The following is a 13,772-nucleotide window of genomic DNA, read 5'->3' as shown; positions in this document are numbered from 1 at the left end:
TCGCGATGCATGATATAAGGTAGCCTTACTATATCGGATGTATTGCACCTCAAAGCGCGACACGCCGGCTAACACTGGTTCGATGTCGCGCGCTTACCACGGAGGGATTCTTCACCATGAGTATCCAAGGCGCCGCATATATCGCGGGGATCTACGAACATCCTGTTCGCCGGGCCGAGGGCCTGTCGACCGCCCAGATGCATGCGGACGTCGCGCTCGGCGCACTGGAAGACGCTGGATTGTCGCTTGATGACGTCGACGGCTATTTTTGCGGCGCCGACGCGCCCGGGCTCGGGGCCCTCACGATGGCCGAATACATCGGCCTGCGCAATCTGCGTCATGTCGACACCACGGAATCGGGCGGCTCGGCGTATCTCTTGCACGTCGCGCACGCGGTGGAGGCAATCGCGGCCGGGCATTGCAATGTGGCGCTGATCACGATGGCTGATCGTCCGCTCGCGGCAGGTGCGGGCACGAAGCTCGCCGGCGTCGATCGCGACACGATGCCGAACCTGCCGTTCCAGGCCGCAGTGCCACCGCATCCGATGTATGGGTACGCGATGGTGGCACGGCGCCATATGCATGAATTCGGCACGACGCCTGAGCAGCTCGCCTGGGTCCGCGTCGCAGCCTCGCATCATGCCCGGCACAACCCGAACGCCGTGCACCGCGAAGTCGTGTCGGTGCGGGATGTGCTCGATTCGCCGCTCGTCGCCGATCCGCTGCACCGTCTCGATTGTTGTGTCGTGACGGATGGCGGTGGCGCCGTGGTCGTCACGCGCCCGGAAATCGCGAAGCGACTGGCGCGCCCCAAGGTCAAGGTCATCGGGACGGGCACGGCGGTGAAACACCCCGATGGCGGACGTATCGATCTACTGACCTCGGCCGGCGCACGTTCCGGGGCGGCCGCGTTTGCCGAGGCCGGCATCACTCCGGCGGACATCGGCTATGCGTCGTTGTACGACAGCTTCACGATTACGGTGATCGTGCAGCTCGAAGACCTCGGGTTTTGCGCCAAAGGGAAGGGCGGGTGGTTCGCCGCCGATGGCAACCTGATCGCAGGCGAGGGCCGCCTGCCATTCAACACGGATGGCGGCGGCTTGTGCAACAACCACCCGGGCAACAAAGGCGGAATGACGAAGATCCTCGAAGCCGTGCGGCAATGTCGAGGCGAGGCGCATCCGGCTGTCCAGGTGGCGCGCCACGAGTTCGTGCTGGCGCACGGCACGGGCGGCAATCTGGCTGGCACGCACGCGGCGGGCACCTTAATTCTGGCAGCGGAGTAAACAACATGAAACAGAATCGGGGATTTCCTCCGGCACCCGTCTTGTTTCCCGGCGACGAACCTTTCTGGGAGGCGACACGTTTAGGAATCCTGCAAGCGAAGCATTGCAATGCCTGTGACACGCTGCACTACTACCCAAGAATGCATTGCCCGTTCTGCGGCAGCCGGGAATTGTCGTGGCGGCGTTTGTCGGGGCGCGGCACGATCTATTCGTATTCGATCGTCGAGCGTAGCCCCCGGCCGACGGCGCCGGTCATTATCGAAACGGAAGAAGGGTTGCGTCTGAATTCCGTGATCCTCGACGCGGACGTTAACTCTCTGAACATTGGCGACCCGGTTACGCTGCATTTCGTGCCGACGCACGATGGGCAGCACGTGCCCGTCTTCACCACACCTCGCGCCGAGGCCGCGAGGACGTATTCGCAAGCGGCACGCGCGGAGCTGGAAGCGCAGGCGCTACGCAGCGAGCGTGTGTTCCGTCGCGCCGTGGTGATCGGCGCCGGCAACATGGGTGTCGGCATTGCAATGGCCGTGTTGGCGGGCGGCCTTTCGGTGCACCTGATCGATCAGTCGGAAGCGTCGCTTGCCGTCGCGATGGAGCGGGTCCGCGAGTCGTACGGGCGCGATGTAGAGCGCGGGCGTCTTGCCCCAGTCGAGCGCGATGCCCGGCTCGCACGCTTGACGTCCGGTCAGGACATGGCGGAGATCGCAACGGCCGACGTGGTAATCGAAGCCGTATGGGAAGACCTGGCGCTCAAGCAGCAACTGTTTGCTCAAATCGATCGACACGCGGCGCCCGAGGCGTTGCTTGCGACCAATACATCCACTCTCGACATCAACCTGATTGCGGCCGCGACGCAACGTCCGCATTCCGTCGTCGGGCTTCATTTCTTCAATCCCGCGAACGTAATGCGACTCATCGAGGTGGTCCGCACATCGTCGACATCGATTGAGACACTGGATGCCGCGCGGAATCTCGCCTCGTCGATCGGCAAGGTCGCGATCGTGGTTGGCGTGTGCGACGGTTTCGCGGGTAATCGCATGATGATCGCCCGCGAGCGCCAGGCCGCCCGTCTGCTGCTCGAAGGTGCGCTGCCTGACCAGATCGATCGTGTGCTACGCAAGCTCGGCCTGCCGATGGGAACGTTCGAGCTGCAGGACATGGCTGGCGGGATAGAGCTGACTTTCCGCGCGCGCCAGCGGGCAGGGGAGAAAGACTGGCTCATCGAGCAGCTGCATGCGCGCGGCCGTACCGGGCAGCGCGCCGGGCGCGGCTATTACCGCTATGAGCCAGGAAAGCGGCGGCCGCTCGTGGATCCGGAGGTGACGGCGTTGATCGAGGAAGCTTCGCGCGTCGAGGGCATCGAGCGACGTGTGATTTCGGACGAAGAAGTTCACGACCGCCTGATCCTGCTGATGATCAACGAGGGCGCAAAACTGCTCGCCGAAGGCATCGTCGAGCGTGCCAGCGACATCGATCTCATCTGGCAGCTCGGCTATGGTTGGCCGGACTGGAAAGGCGGCCCCATGTACTACGCCGACATGCTCGAACTCCAATCCGTCGTTACGAAACTCACCGCGCTTCGCGCTCGCCATGGCGACCTTTTCCGGCCGGCGGAACTGCTCGTGCAGCTCGCCGAGGCTTCGGAACGCATCTCCAACGTCAGAACATCACGCTAACCATGCCGACTTATCGCGCGCCAGTCAAAGACTGGCTCTTCATTCTTCACGACTTCCTGCGGGTGGAGGAACGCAAGCAGGTGCCCGGCTTTGCCGAGCTCACTCCCGATCTGACTTCGGCCGTCCTCGAAGCCGCCGCTCAATTTCACGAGGAGGTGCTGCATCCGCTCAATCAACCCGGCGACAGCCAGGGCGCCCAGTTTCACGATGGACAGGTTCGCACGCCCAACGGCTTCAAGGCCGCCTGGGATGCGTATCGCGAAGCGGGCTGGCACCGACTGAGCCTCGCAGAAGCGTTGGGCGGGGCCGGACTGCCGCCCGTGATGTCGGTGCCATTGTCGGAGATGCGGGCATCCACTGGCCAATCGTTCTCGATGTACAGCAGTTTTTGTGCGCCGGCGGCCAGCATGCTGGCCGCGCTTGCGCCGGAATGGATCAAGCGTCATGTCGTGCCGCGCCTCTCGGACGGCGACTGGACCGCGACGATGTGCATGACGGAACCGCAAGCGGGCACCGATCTGCGACAGATTTCGACACGCGCGACATGCCAGCCTGACGGGACGTGGCGGATCACCGGACGCAAGATTTTCATATCCGGTGGCGATCACGACATGGCTGACAACATCGTTCACATCGTGCTCGCCAAGGTGCCTGACGCGGAAGGACGCGTACCGGCCGACCTTTCGTCGGTGCACGTCTTTATGGTGTCCAAGCGGATCATCGATCCGCACACCGGCGATCCGGGCGAGCTCAACAACGTCTTTGCACGCTCCATCGAGCACAAGATGGGCATCGAGGGCAGCGCGACCTGTGCACTCGATTTCGAAAGTGCGGTGGCATGGCGCATTGGCGAGACGGGCGGCCGCGGCACGGCGGCCAACATGGCGCCGATGTTTCACCTGATGAACTACGCCCGCGTGGGCACAGCTGTGTCCGGGGTCGGTTACGCAGAAATTGCGCGGCAAAACGCGGCGGACTATGCGCGCGAACGGCGCTCGGGGCGTGCGGGCCCGAAGCTGCGCGACCCGCTGAAAGTGGCGGACCCGATCATCGCGCATGCCGACGTGCGGCGCCTGTTGCTCGAAGCACGCTCTTTCGCCGAGGGCGCGCGCGCTGGCGCCATGCGAGCGGCGATGTGGCAGTCGATTGCCCAGTCGGCACCCGACGCGGAGGAACGACAGGCAGCCGCCGACATGCTCGACATCCTGACTCCCGTGATGAAAGCATTCTTTACTGACCGCGGCTTCGACGCCGCAGTCGCGTGCCAGCAGGTGCTCGGCGGACACGGCTATATCAAGGACTACGGCATCGAACAGTTCGTGCGTAATGCCAGAGTCGGTCAGCTTTACGAAGGCGCAAACGGAATTCAGGCCACTGACCTTGTACACCGCAAGCTGTTCTCGCACGAAGGTCGCCCATGGAAACACTTTGCGCGAGCGATCTCCGATTTCATCGAACGTCACTCAGATGATGTGCAACTCAAGCCGTATACAGTGCCGCTGGACGACGGACTGCAACGCCTGAGCAAGTCCTTTGCATGGCTGAATACAGACGGCTCCGCGAACTACGGCCGCGTCGACGCCGCTTCATACGATGTTCTCACCGCAATGGGTATCTTGTACGTCGGTTGGACCTGGGGTGAAATCGCCGCGATAGTACTCGACGGCACGAGATGCCGGTACGTCGACGAGACCACACGCGCGACCAAGCTGGCATTGGCAAAGGCGTGGATGCAGAGACAGATGCCGCTGCTGGAAGCTATGTGTCGGCGCATCGAATGTGGCAACGACAGTCTTCTTTCCATGCCCGACGACTGGATTTGATAACGCGGTCTATCTGCGTTCGCGAACCTCGGCATGTTGCGTGCCGAGCACGCCGGGGTTCGCGTCTTGGGCGCGGCGTGAGCTTGGCGAACGCAGCATCGGTTTGGATCAGCGAACACCGGGCTGCAGTCAGGGCGCGCGGTGCGCACTCGTCGCCGAGTCGATGATTTTGTTTACCCTATGAACGAATCAGGTATTTTATGAGCGAATTACCGCTGACCAATGTCCGCGTCAAATCGATGGCCTTGCTGGCGGACAGCGTCGTTAGCGTCGTGCTGGAAGCGCTGGACGGACGCGACTTGCCCGCTGCAGACGCCGGGTCGCATATCGATGTCAACCTGAACGGGAAGCTCTCGCGCAGCTACTCCGTCGTACGCTGGGACGGCACGCCGAAACGCTATGAAATAGCAGTCGCGAAGGACGCCAGCAGCCGCGGCGGGTCGCGGCATATTCACGAAACGCTGCGCGTCGGCGACGTTTTGCAGATTGGCGTGCCTCGCAATTTGTTCCCGCTCGTAGAGGACGCGAGCCTGAGCGTACTAATCGCAGGTGGCATTGGTATTACGCCGCTCTGGTCTATGGTGCAACGGCTCGAAACACTGGGACGCTCGTGGGTGCTGCACTACGCGGCGCGTGACCACGGCCGCGCAGCCTATATATCGGATATCGAACGATTTTCTGAGGCTTCGCCTAATGGCGAACTCCATGCTTATTTCGACAACGAACCTGGCGGACAACGATTGGATATCGCCACGGTCCTTCGCGAAATCCCGAGCAACGCACACGTATACTGCTGCGGCCCTCAGTCGATGCTCGGCGCGTTCGAGGCGGCAACTGCAGGCCGGCCCGTGGAAACCGTACATCTGGAGCGGTTCGCGCCTGCGCAACATGAGGGTGCCAGTCAGGAGTTCACGGTTGTGTTGGCGAAATCAGGTCAGTCATTCGAAGTTCCGCCTGACAGCTCGATTCTCGACGTGCTGCTTGAAAATGGCATCGACGTGCCGTTTGGCTGCATGCAGGGTGCCTGCGGGCTCTGCGAGACGCGTGTTCTGGGCGGGACGCCGGATCATCGAGACAGCCTGTTGTCCACTGAAGCTCGAACTGCCGGGCAAAGCATGCTCATCTGCTGCTCGCGCAGCGCGACGCCCGTGTTGACGTTGGATGCGTAAACGTCACATCGATTAGAAAGGCCGAAGACGGATTGACTGACGTGCTGCGCGCAGACACCGTCAGTCTGGTGCATTGTCAGATGGAAGGCGTTGTTGAGTCGATTTCCTTGGCGTGCTTTCCGAGTTGTGCGCTGCGCACCCGGCTCATCAGGATGCGCAGGCTGGCGACGTCTTCACCGCTGAGGCAACTGAAGAAGTCACGTTCGGCTTCGTCGATTTTCGATTCGCACCGGATGAGAACCTTACGTCCAGCTGCAGTCGACGAAATCAGCATGGTGCGCTTGTTGAGCTGGGTCGATTGCCGTTCGACGAGTTTTTTAGCCTCAAGCGCCCGAATGAACTCGCCCATCGACTGCGCCGTCATCATCGTCTTGCGCGCCAGATCGGCCGACGATATGGGCTCGTGGTGCGCAATCAGGTTCAGGACCATGTATTGACCAGCCGTAATGTCGATGGCCAGCAGACATTCGTCGAGTCTACGACGAATCAATTGCTCGACTTGCTGGATATAGAAGAAGGTGCGAGCGCTAACGGACATCGGATTCCCACGTGTTGTCTTGCGGTTCGGGCTCAGCCCGAGCGTTGGATGTGGTGAGTATAACGTCGTTTTGGTGACGATAACGAGCATGGAAAGCGTTTGAACTCCGGAATGGCCGGTCACTTTCATTGATGGAGGAACTGTTGGATTTCGCAAAACATGTCCGGCAAAGCGCTGCGAACGCGGCCAATGCCGAGGATGAGGATATCTGGAGATGGTTTGGTGGCCTGGTGGAGGAACGACGCATTCGGTGGTGTTTTGCGGATGGTAGCTGGTTTGTAAGCGTCGACCACCGTCACGTCGCCACAGATGAAACCTTCGATCACGCAATTCGGACCGCCAGACGGCCGCAGTCGAGGCGCCGACGAAAAGTCGAACGACGAGCTTCCGATATGACGCATCGTATAGCGGAGTTTGAGTTGACATACATCTGCGCGGGGGCGAAACGCGCTGGAGGATCGCCCACGACAGCGCGTCCTTGTCAGATGCAGGGGTTTCGCGGCTCTTTTGCGAGCAGCTATCGAAACACCCACACAATGCGAAAGGCTTCAAAGACCGCGGCGTTGGCGTGTCCAATGCGTCAAGAGCGTATGAATGGTGATGCACGATGAGTTTTCGCGAGGCTTCCTTGCGATCCCTAGTGGAAAAATGGCTAGGCGCCGAGTTAGCTGCATGCGCGCGGGTGACGCGGTTTAGCCATACCCGTCGCAAGCAGTGGCGATATGTCTGCGACCAGGCGAGAGGTTCATCAAGGAACTTCGACTTTGATTTCTTTAGGCACGACGACGGCTCGTGGTGTGTATTTCCGCCCGATAGCACACGCCTGACAATCGACGTCTCGAAGATCGACGAGGGTCTGGCCGAAGCACTCGGAGGCTAAAGACCGAATCAGCCCTCTGACTGGTTTGCCTGTAAGGGATAGAACTTTAAGGGACCATCCTGGGTCGGAGTCAATTTCAGCAGCACGACCAGTGGTCGTGAACAGACGAAGATATACAGGGTCTCAATTACGATGAGAAGCCCAAAATGAACTGCGAAGCAAACGGAACACTACCGCTATACCCCGGCCATGACATAAAGCGGCGTAAGCGTGCGATTTCCCCCACCTAGCTTTTGCGTCGAGCAAGATCCACGATTGCGTCCGCAAACAACTTGCGGACGCAATTTATGACCCAGGATGCCCTTTCATTTTTGCCTTTGCGGGTGACACGCGTTGGGGTGGATGGCAAGCGCAGCTTCCATCCTATGGACAAGCGGCGACTGATCGAGGCTTGCCAGCAGCCGGGTGCGTCATTGTCTGGTCTGGCGCTGAAGGCAGGGGTGAACGCCAACCAGCTGCGTAAATGGGTTCGGCTGCATCGGCAGGCGGAAATGCCCGTGAGCAACAACGACATGGCCGCTTCAGCGTCGGCGTTTGTGCCGGTCGTCGCGATCGCCAATCCCGCACCGGCGCCTGCTTCGATGCTCTCTGCACGCGCGCAGCAACAACATCAGTCGTCGCATCTGTCTTCGCGGTCGCCGACATCAGCATGGCTGTCGGCCCAGTTGCCCAATGGCGTGAAGCTGGAGCTTGAATGCTCGGAGCACGACGCCGCCCTCATGTTCGCCATGATCGCGGCATTGAGACGGGCACTGATGTTTCACTTCGAGGCCGATCTGAAGGTGTTCCTGTACCGCGAGCCAATCGACTTCCGGGCAGGCATCGCGCCGCTGTCTGGAGCGTGAACGATCTCGACCTGATGGAAATCAACGAGGCGTTCGCCGCGCAGGCGCTGGCTGTGCACAAGCAGATGGGCTGGGACACGTCGAAGGTCAACGTGAACGGCGGCGCAATCGCGATCGGCCATCCGATCGGCGCATCGGGCTGCCGTATTCTCGTCACGCTGCTGCACGAAATGCAGAAGCGCGACGCGAAGCGGGGTCTGGCCTCGCTGTGTATCGACGGCGGCATGGGCGTGGCGCTCGCGCTCGAGCGGCCCTGATTCGTCATTACGCATTGTTCGAAACTTCACGCGTCTGCGCCGGCGAACGCGTCGTGACTTACTCGCAGTGTCTTACGCGCCCGCAAGAGGCGCGAATCGTTGCGTCTAGCAGCCGGTCAGCAGGAGGCAGTCGAAGCTCTGAAGGAAGTGGCCGCCGCTGTCGAGCGTGAGTGGGACGCCACCCACGAGCATGACGAAATGGTCGCACGCATACGCCAGGTCCTGACCAACCATGAACTGTCGGTCGTGTATCAGCCTGTCTATTCGCTGGACGATGAACACGTGATCGGCTTCGAAGCGCTTGCCCGCTTCCGTCATGGGTCGCCAGACGAATGGTTTGCGAGCGCCGCGAAAGTCGGTCTGGGAAAAGAGCTTGAGCTCGCTGCAATTCGCCAGGCACTGGAAGGGTTACCACGACTTCAACCGGCTTACGTGGCCGTCAATGTTTCCCCTGACACCATTTTGTGCGGCGAGCTCACCAGGGTTTTGAGAGGAATGCCGGGCGGGCGTGTGGTGCTGGAACTCACGGAACATAGTCATGTGGCGGACTATGGGGCGTTAATCGAAGCCCTTGCGCCGCTCAGGGCGGCGTCAGTACGCGTCGCGGTTGATGACGCCGGTGCGGGTTTCGCCAGCATGCGTCATGTCCTGCGCCTGCATCCCGATCTCATCAAGCTTGACGCAAGTCTGATTCGTGGCATCGAAGACGACTCGAGCAAGCGTGCCCTGACATCGGCAATGTTCGTCTTTGCCAGGGAGACGGATAGCGTCCTCATCGCTGAGGGCGTTGAGACTGCCGCCGAACTGGCCATGCTGCGGTCTTTGGACATCAAAATGGTGCAAGGCTATTTGTTTGCCCGCCCTATGTTGTTGGAGAAGGCCGCGGCATTGATCGATACCCAGTCGGCTTAACATTCGTGGCTCTGGAGCAGGCAGGCGTGTCTCGAGGAGACGGTGTCTATACAATAAAGCGTCAACTCATCAGGATGACAATACACGTTGACAATCAGCTGAACGTGAATTCTCTTTAACGCTGTCCAGCAAGGGAAGAAATGCGCATCCCGGGCATCGCCTGGAGCCGGTGCGCTTAGAAAGGAATAGCATGCTGGGATTCAGGCTTGGCATGAGTCGCTCCGCGCAGTCGGCAATCGGAAAGTCGAAGGTGTCGCGCAGGTTGATACCCTCGAGTGAGGTCGGACAAATGCCGCAGAAGTAGAGATGCAGCAGTACCGGCAGCGTCCGATCCACCGAAAAGAAAACGTGGAAAGCAGTACGGAACGATGAAGCGCTTGTGATTGCAGCAGGCGAGGCGGCGAACAAGCCTTCTTCGATGATCACAAGGCGACGAACCAGGGATACGGTACGCGCAGGAGCTGGGGAAGTACGATGCGGTGAGAGTGACGATGATCGTTCGGGTCTGCAAACTCAAGGCGTCGACCCGTACCATCGAGCTGACCTTCTTCCTGCGCGTCACAGACAGGCCGCCGGCAAGTCACCCAGCCAGCGTATGTGAAACGCTCACCGACGATAATCACCGCATCCGCAACCTGCTGGGGCCGTTACTGTGAGAAAAGTCCGCCCATGGGATCCTCTGGCGCTTCCTGTGGCATGTCATCCAGGGGAGAAGCCGGAGGGCTGCTGTCTCAGTAGCGACGAGCGCACACTGTTTGTCAGCAACCGCTGGAGCAACACGCGCTGAGCGCAATTGATACGGGGACAATGCAAACGCGCCACTCAGCGGCTTCGCGTGACGACCTCACGCGCATTCACCGCTGGAGCGACGACATGCTCATCGTCACGAATTACGGCGAGCGCAGCCTGTCCCTCGTCAATCCAGACACCCTCGAAGAGACCGACCATGTCCCGATGTCCGCGCGAGCGATCGCCTTGTCGTTCGATCACGCGAGAGGCATCGCATTCGTGTTGCAGGACGATGACCGCGTGGGATTGTTCGATACGCAAACGAGGCGCTTCGAGGCGTACATCCGTACGCAGCGCGAGCCAGACGTCTCGAAAGTGATCTGATTTGCGCGGCGAGCGCAGCCAGGACTGATCCGAGAGCACCACTCTACGAGCAAGGCATTCCGATCAGCGCGGGACGCAATGACATCGTCGACGAGGAGCTGCAGCACACGCTCGTCGATCTGCGCACGCATCGTTAGGTTAGGACGACCTCGTTAAAAAAACTTTTGGGGAAACTGCCGCTGCGCGACGCGCATGACGAGAACGTCGGCGAGATCGGTCTGCTCCGCTTCCTGCGCCAGACGGACTCGCTTCTGCGCGTAAATAGAAAGAGACAAGAAAGGCGTTAGTGCAGGGCGCCAGGCTCAGCGCGCGGAGAACAAAGGCGCGGTGCAAAAGTTCACGGGCAACTCGTTGTCTTCCGCAAAGCGAATAACGAAGTCGAATGCGCCCGGACAGATATCACGCAATTCGGCGCAAACGAAAAGGCATCGGATGCCGGCATCGATGACGGGCATCGCGAGGTGCGTCGATGCAACGTGAAAACCCGGCCGCTTTTCACCGACGAACAGCGTGATGACGCCCATCAGCCGCTCTGTCCAGTCGCCGGGCCGGAACACATTCCGTCGATGCGTGATGCCCCTGATCAAATAGCCTTCGATATCGTCTTGCCTGGTCAGTCTGATGCGATCCATGCTTGCGCTGCGCTCCCGTTGCCGATTATCTGTCGAGTCGTTACTTGTCAATCTCTTCGTCTTGCGCATCCCGCGCGGCAATCTGCATCATCTCGAAGCGGTCGAGTTCGCTGTTGAGGCTCGCCGCGTGAAGCTCCGGCCGGTGGGCGCCGGCCTCGTCGATCTCATCGAGAGCGCGGTCCTACGCGCGCGTTCAATCTCATTGGTACCCAATGACGGATGGCGCCACGCTGTCGCCTCACTTGGGGCGTGACAGCATCAACCGAAATGCGCAAGCAGGATCAGCGTCAGCGTGACGACGATCGCGCCGCCAATACGCGGGGTGATCTGCGCGAACGGCATCAGCGAGCACGGCGATCGCCATCGATATCTCGCCTCGAATGGGTCAGGGCGTGCGAAATGGTTTGCAAAGCGCATGTCTCCTTGATTTGCGTGCGCGGACTGCATCGAGGCGTCGCGCATTTGATGGCCTTGGCGGCCAGTGGACACCTCTTGAGCAAGGGCTATGCCAGAATTCAAAGCCGCGCACATCACAGCTAATATGCTGATTTAATGGACGTTTTATCGATTGAGCGAATATGGGCGGCCCGCGTTGTTCTGAGAATTCAGCATCTGCGCCGAGACTTGGCTGACATTCCAGCCATTCACTACCATCGTCCGGTTTGCCTCCCCATGTGTCGTTGAAATGCAAGCTCACCAGATGGCACCACCCGGACCCCGACGATGGTCTAAACCCTGACCGATCGCGCAGCGCCTCGCGTACCCAGGGCTTGGCGGGATTTGGATTCGGACAAAATTTGCTGAAACGGAGGTGCCGTAAGACCAAGATGTTCCGCGAATGCTTCAAGGAACGTCGAGCCACGTTGAACATTCTCTCGGCACACTGGTGCGCGAGAATACGGTGAGGAAAATAAATGCCTTTTCATTAGCGCTCCAACGCAACTGGCCATTCAAATTCGCCAGATTTCGATGCCCGGGTTCCAGCCAAGTTCAAATGTCCGCTTTTGCGAGGTTGGAAATCTGTCTCTCAGGGTTTCAGCTCACGCAGTGTCGAAGGATGGCGCCTGAACCGGCAAGGCGCTTACGCCTGTTCCGCTGTCCCTTGCAGACCGCCGGCCAGGTTTGTGCGGCGGCGCCGTTCTGCGTTGCGAGAGTTCCACGACCACGTGCTCGACGTCGGCCTGCGTGACCTCGCGCTGTTTCCTTGTACCCGGTGGGCGCCCGGGCTTGCGCACTTCGATGCCCTGGTTCGTGCGCGAAGGGGAGCCGGATGCCCGCCGGTTGTCGCGCTGTGCCTGAACCGCCTGCGCGACCTGCAGCACGTGAGCCAGGCGCTTGTGCTCGACCACCGCGCCCTGATCGGTTTCCGCCAGCCGGTCGTACTGCCGGCAGGGCAATACCCGGCCATCCGCCCGGATTTCGATGCGCCCGTCCGGGTACTCCCACACGTCGATATAACGGTGAACCAGCCTGCGGTTATCCGGCGTGTCCTCCAGCAGGTACATGACCCGGTCGTACTGCACCGTGAGCGACTTTGTGACACGGCGCGGCTCGCGCCACGTCAGCAGCAGATCGAGATCCTCATCGTCACGCAGCGGCCGGTGTGCGTCGAACGTGCTCCTGGGCGGCTTCGCGAAGCGCGCGTTATAGGCAGCGATGAAGCAGGGTGCGTACGCGTTGGCGTCGATCACCGTGCAGATCCCGCGCAGGCGCAGCTCCTTCACGAGGCGATCCTGCAGCGTCAGGTGCGCGCGCTCCACGCGCCCCTTGGCCGAACTCGAGTTCGCGCAGAACGTGTCGATGTTCAGTTCATACATCGCCCGGCCGAAGTGCGTCACACGGTTGCCCGTCCTGCCAGACGATGTATTGCGGAACACGCTCGCCTTGTCGCTGTAGAACGCGCCGGGCTTGCCGTAACGCTCGATATACGCGCGCGTGGCCTCGAAGTAGCTGAACGTCGATTCGCTCGCCGTGAAGTGCAGGTGCATCAGCCGGCTCGTCGCATCATCGACGTACACCAACAGGGTGCATTGCGGTGCGTGCTGCTCGAACCACGCATGCTCGCTGCCGTCGATCTGGACCAGTTCGCCCAGGCATGCGCGCCTCGCGCGCGGCTGGTACACCTTCGGCGGACGCTGCCGGCGCGGCACCCACAGCCCGGCATCCGTCATCAGCCGGCGCACCGTTTCCTTCGCGAGGCGGATGCCGTGGCACTCGTACAGCTTCTCGCAGGCCAGCGTCGGCCCGAAATCGGCGTAGCGCTCACGATGATCGCCAGCACCCGGTCGGCCGTCGCTGCGTCCAGCCGGTTGTTGCTCGGCTTCGAGCGCCGGCCGGATACGAGACCACCTGGGCCGTGCTCCTGCAGCCGGCCCACCAGCCGCCGGATCTGTCGTGTCGTCAGTCCGAGCCGTTCGGCGGCACGCCACGGCCTGAGCACACCATCGGCCACGGCCTGAATCACCTTGTACCGGTCCAGCTCGCGCATCGTCATCGTGATCGTCCCAGTCGCGTTCATCGCCGGCGCTCCCTGATGGCTGTCCGGCGCTCAACCTACCCGGAACACGACATTTCTATTTAGCGGAAACCCGACATTTCTTATATGGTCGCCTCCCATTTGGGGTATCCGTCCTTTTCG

The 13,772-nt window shown here is 60.8% G+C and carries 11 protein-coding genes and 4 pseudogenes; 9 read left to right on the top strand and 6 right to left on the bottom strand.

Going from position 1 to position 13,772, the window contains the following annotated elements; genetic code table 11:
- The first annotated feature begins 116 nt into the window (after positions 1–116).
- The 4 genes from BN2476_RS39465 (at position 117) to BN2476_RS39450 (ending at position 5,957) form a co-directional block, all read left to right on the top strand.
- Complete coding sequence (locus BN2476_RS39465; RefSeq protein WP_087739598.1) at positions 117–1,286, top strand: thiolase domain-containing protein; 1,170 nt, start codon at positions 117–119, stop codon at positions 1,284–1,286.
- 5 nt (positions 1,287–1,291) lie between these two features.
- Complete coding sequence (locus BN2476_RS39460) at positions 1,292–2,965, top strand: 3-hydroxyacyl-CoA dehydrogenase NAD-binding domain-containing protein (protein ID WP_087739597.1); 1,674 nt, start codon at positions 1,292–1,294, stop codon at positions 2,963–2,965.
- 2 nt (positions 2,966–2,967) lie between these two features.
- On the top strand, positions 2,968–4,788 hold the full coding sequence (locus BN2476_RS39455; protein WP_087739596.1) for an acyl-CoA dehydrogenase C-terminal domain-containing protein: 1,821 nt from the start codon (positions 2,968–2,970) through the stop codon (positions 4,786–4,788).
- Positions 4,789–4,988: 200 nt separating this feature from the next.
- Positions 4,989–5,957 (top strand): PDR/VanB family oxidoreductase, encoded by a 969-nt coding sequence (locus BN2476_RS39450; protein ID WP_087739595.1) that lies wholly within the window; start codon positions 4,989–4,991, stop codon positions 5,955–5,957.
- 76 nt (positions 5,958–6,033) lie between these two features.
- Here the strand turns inward: BN2476_RS39450 and BN2476_RS39445 are convergent, their stop codons facing one another.
- Together BN2476_RS39445 and BN2476_RS46825 are read right to left on the bottom strand one after the other, a co-directional pair.
- A complete protein-coding gene (locus BN2476_RS39445; RefSeq protein ID WP_087739594.1) occupies positions 6,034–6,624 on the bottom strand; it encodes a MarR family winged helix-turn-helix transcriptional regulator in 591 nt (196 codons plus the stop codon).
- Positions 6,621–6,821, bottom strand: coding sequence for a hypothetical protein (locus BN2476_RS46825; RefSeq protein WP_160111839.1), 201 nt, complete (start codon positions 6,819–6,821; stop codon positions 6,621–6,623). The genes BN2476_RS39445 and BN2476_RS46825 overlap by 4 nt, the downstream gene beginning before the upstream one ends.
- Before the next feature lie 841 nt (positions 6,822–7,662).
- On the opposite strand from BN2476_RS46825, the pseudogene tnpA reads away from it, so the two are divergent.
- From tnpA to BN2476_RS39420, 3 genes and pseudogenes are all read left to right on the top strand, one after another.
- Positions 7,663–8,118 (top strand): annotated as a pseudogene (tnpA, locus tag BN2476_RS39430) (IS66-like element accessory protein TnpA); the annotation flags it as partial.
- Positions 8,119–8,123: 5 nt separating this feature from the next.
- Positions 8,124–8,477, top strand: a pseudogene (locus tag BN2476_RS39425) (acetyl-CoA C-acetyltransferase); the annotation flags it as partial.
- A gap of 99 nt (positions 8,478–8,576) precedes the next feature.
- A complete protein-coding gene (locus tag BN2476_RS39420; protein WP_087739592.1) occupies positions 8,577–9,389 on the top strand; it encodes an EAL domain-containing protein in 813 nt (270 codons plus the stop codon).
- Positions 9,390–9,458: 69 nt separating this feature from the next.
- Here BN2476_RS39420 and BN2476_RS46020 read toward each other — a convergent pair whose 3' ends face one another.
- Entirely contained in the window at positions 9,459–9,815 is a 357-nt protein-coding gene (locus BN2476_RS46020) for a hypothetical protein (RefSeq protein WP_143811154.1), read from the bottom strand.
- Between the two features lie 65 nt (positions 9,816–9,880).
- Here BN2476_RS46020 and BN2476_RS46820 point away from each other — a divergent pair, with 65 nt between their 5' ends.
- Both BN2476_RS46820 and BN2476_RS39415 read left to right on the top strand, forming a co-directional pair.
- Positions 9,881–10,045, top strand: a complete 165-nt coding sequence (locus BN2476_RS46820) for a hypothetical protein (protein ID WP_218274589.1) — start codon at positions 9,881–9,883, stop codon at positions 10,043–10,045.
- Between the two features lie 217 nt (positions 10,046–10,262).
- Positions 10,263–10,502 carry a YncE family protein gene (locus tag BN2476_RS39415; protein ID WP_143811153.1) on the top strand — a complete coding sequence of 80 codons (240 nt, stop codon included), beginning with the start codon at positions 10,263–10,265 and terminating at the stop codon, positions 10,500–10,502.
- 302 nt (positions 10,503–10,804) lie between these two features.
- Here the strand turns inward: BN2476_RS39415 and BN2476_RS39410 are convergent, their stop codons facing one another.
- The 3 genes and pseudogenes from BN2476_RS39410 to BN2476_RS39395 form a co-directional block, all read right to left on the bottom strand.
- Positions 10,805–11,134: a DUF3579 domain-containing protein gene (locus tag BN2476_RS39410; protein WP_087739590.1), complete on the bottom strand. Its 330-nt coding sequence runs from the start codon at positions 11,132–11,134 to the stop codon at positions 10,805–10,807.
- A gap of 258 nt (positions 11,135–11,392) precedes the next feature.
- Positions 11,393–11,479: pseudogene (locus BN2476_RS47515) on the bottom strand (2-hydroxycarboxylate transporter family protein); the annotation flags it as partial.
- Between the two features lie 695 nt (positions 11,480–12,174).
- Positions 12,175–13,652: pseudogene (locus BN2476_RS39395) on the bottom strand (ISNCY family transposase).
- Between the last annotated feature and the right edge of the window lie 120 nt (positions 13,653–13,772).

The sequence above is a fragment of the Paraburkholderia piptadeniae genome (genome assembly GCF_900007165.1).
Lineage (GTDB): Bacteria > Pseudomonadota > Gammaproteobacteria > Burkholderiales > Burkholderiaceae > Paraburkholderia > Paraburkholderia piptadeniae.
The sequence above is the reverse complement of the archived record's forward strand: the minus strand, read 5'-3'. Positions and strand labels throughout refer to the sequence as shown.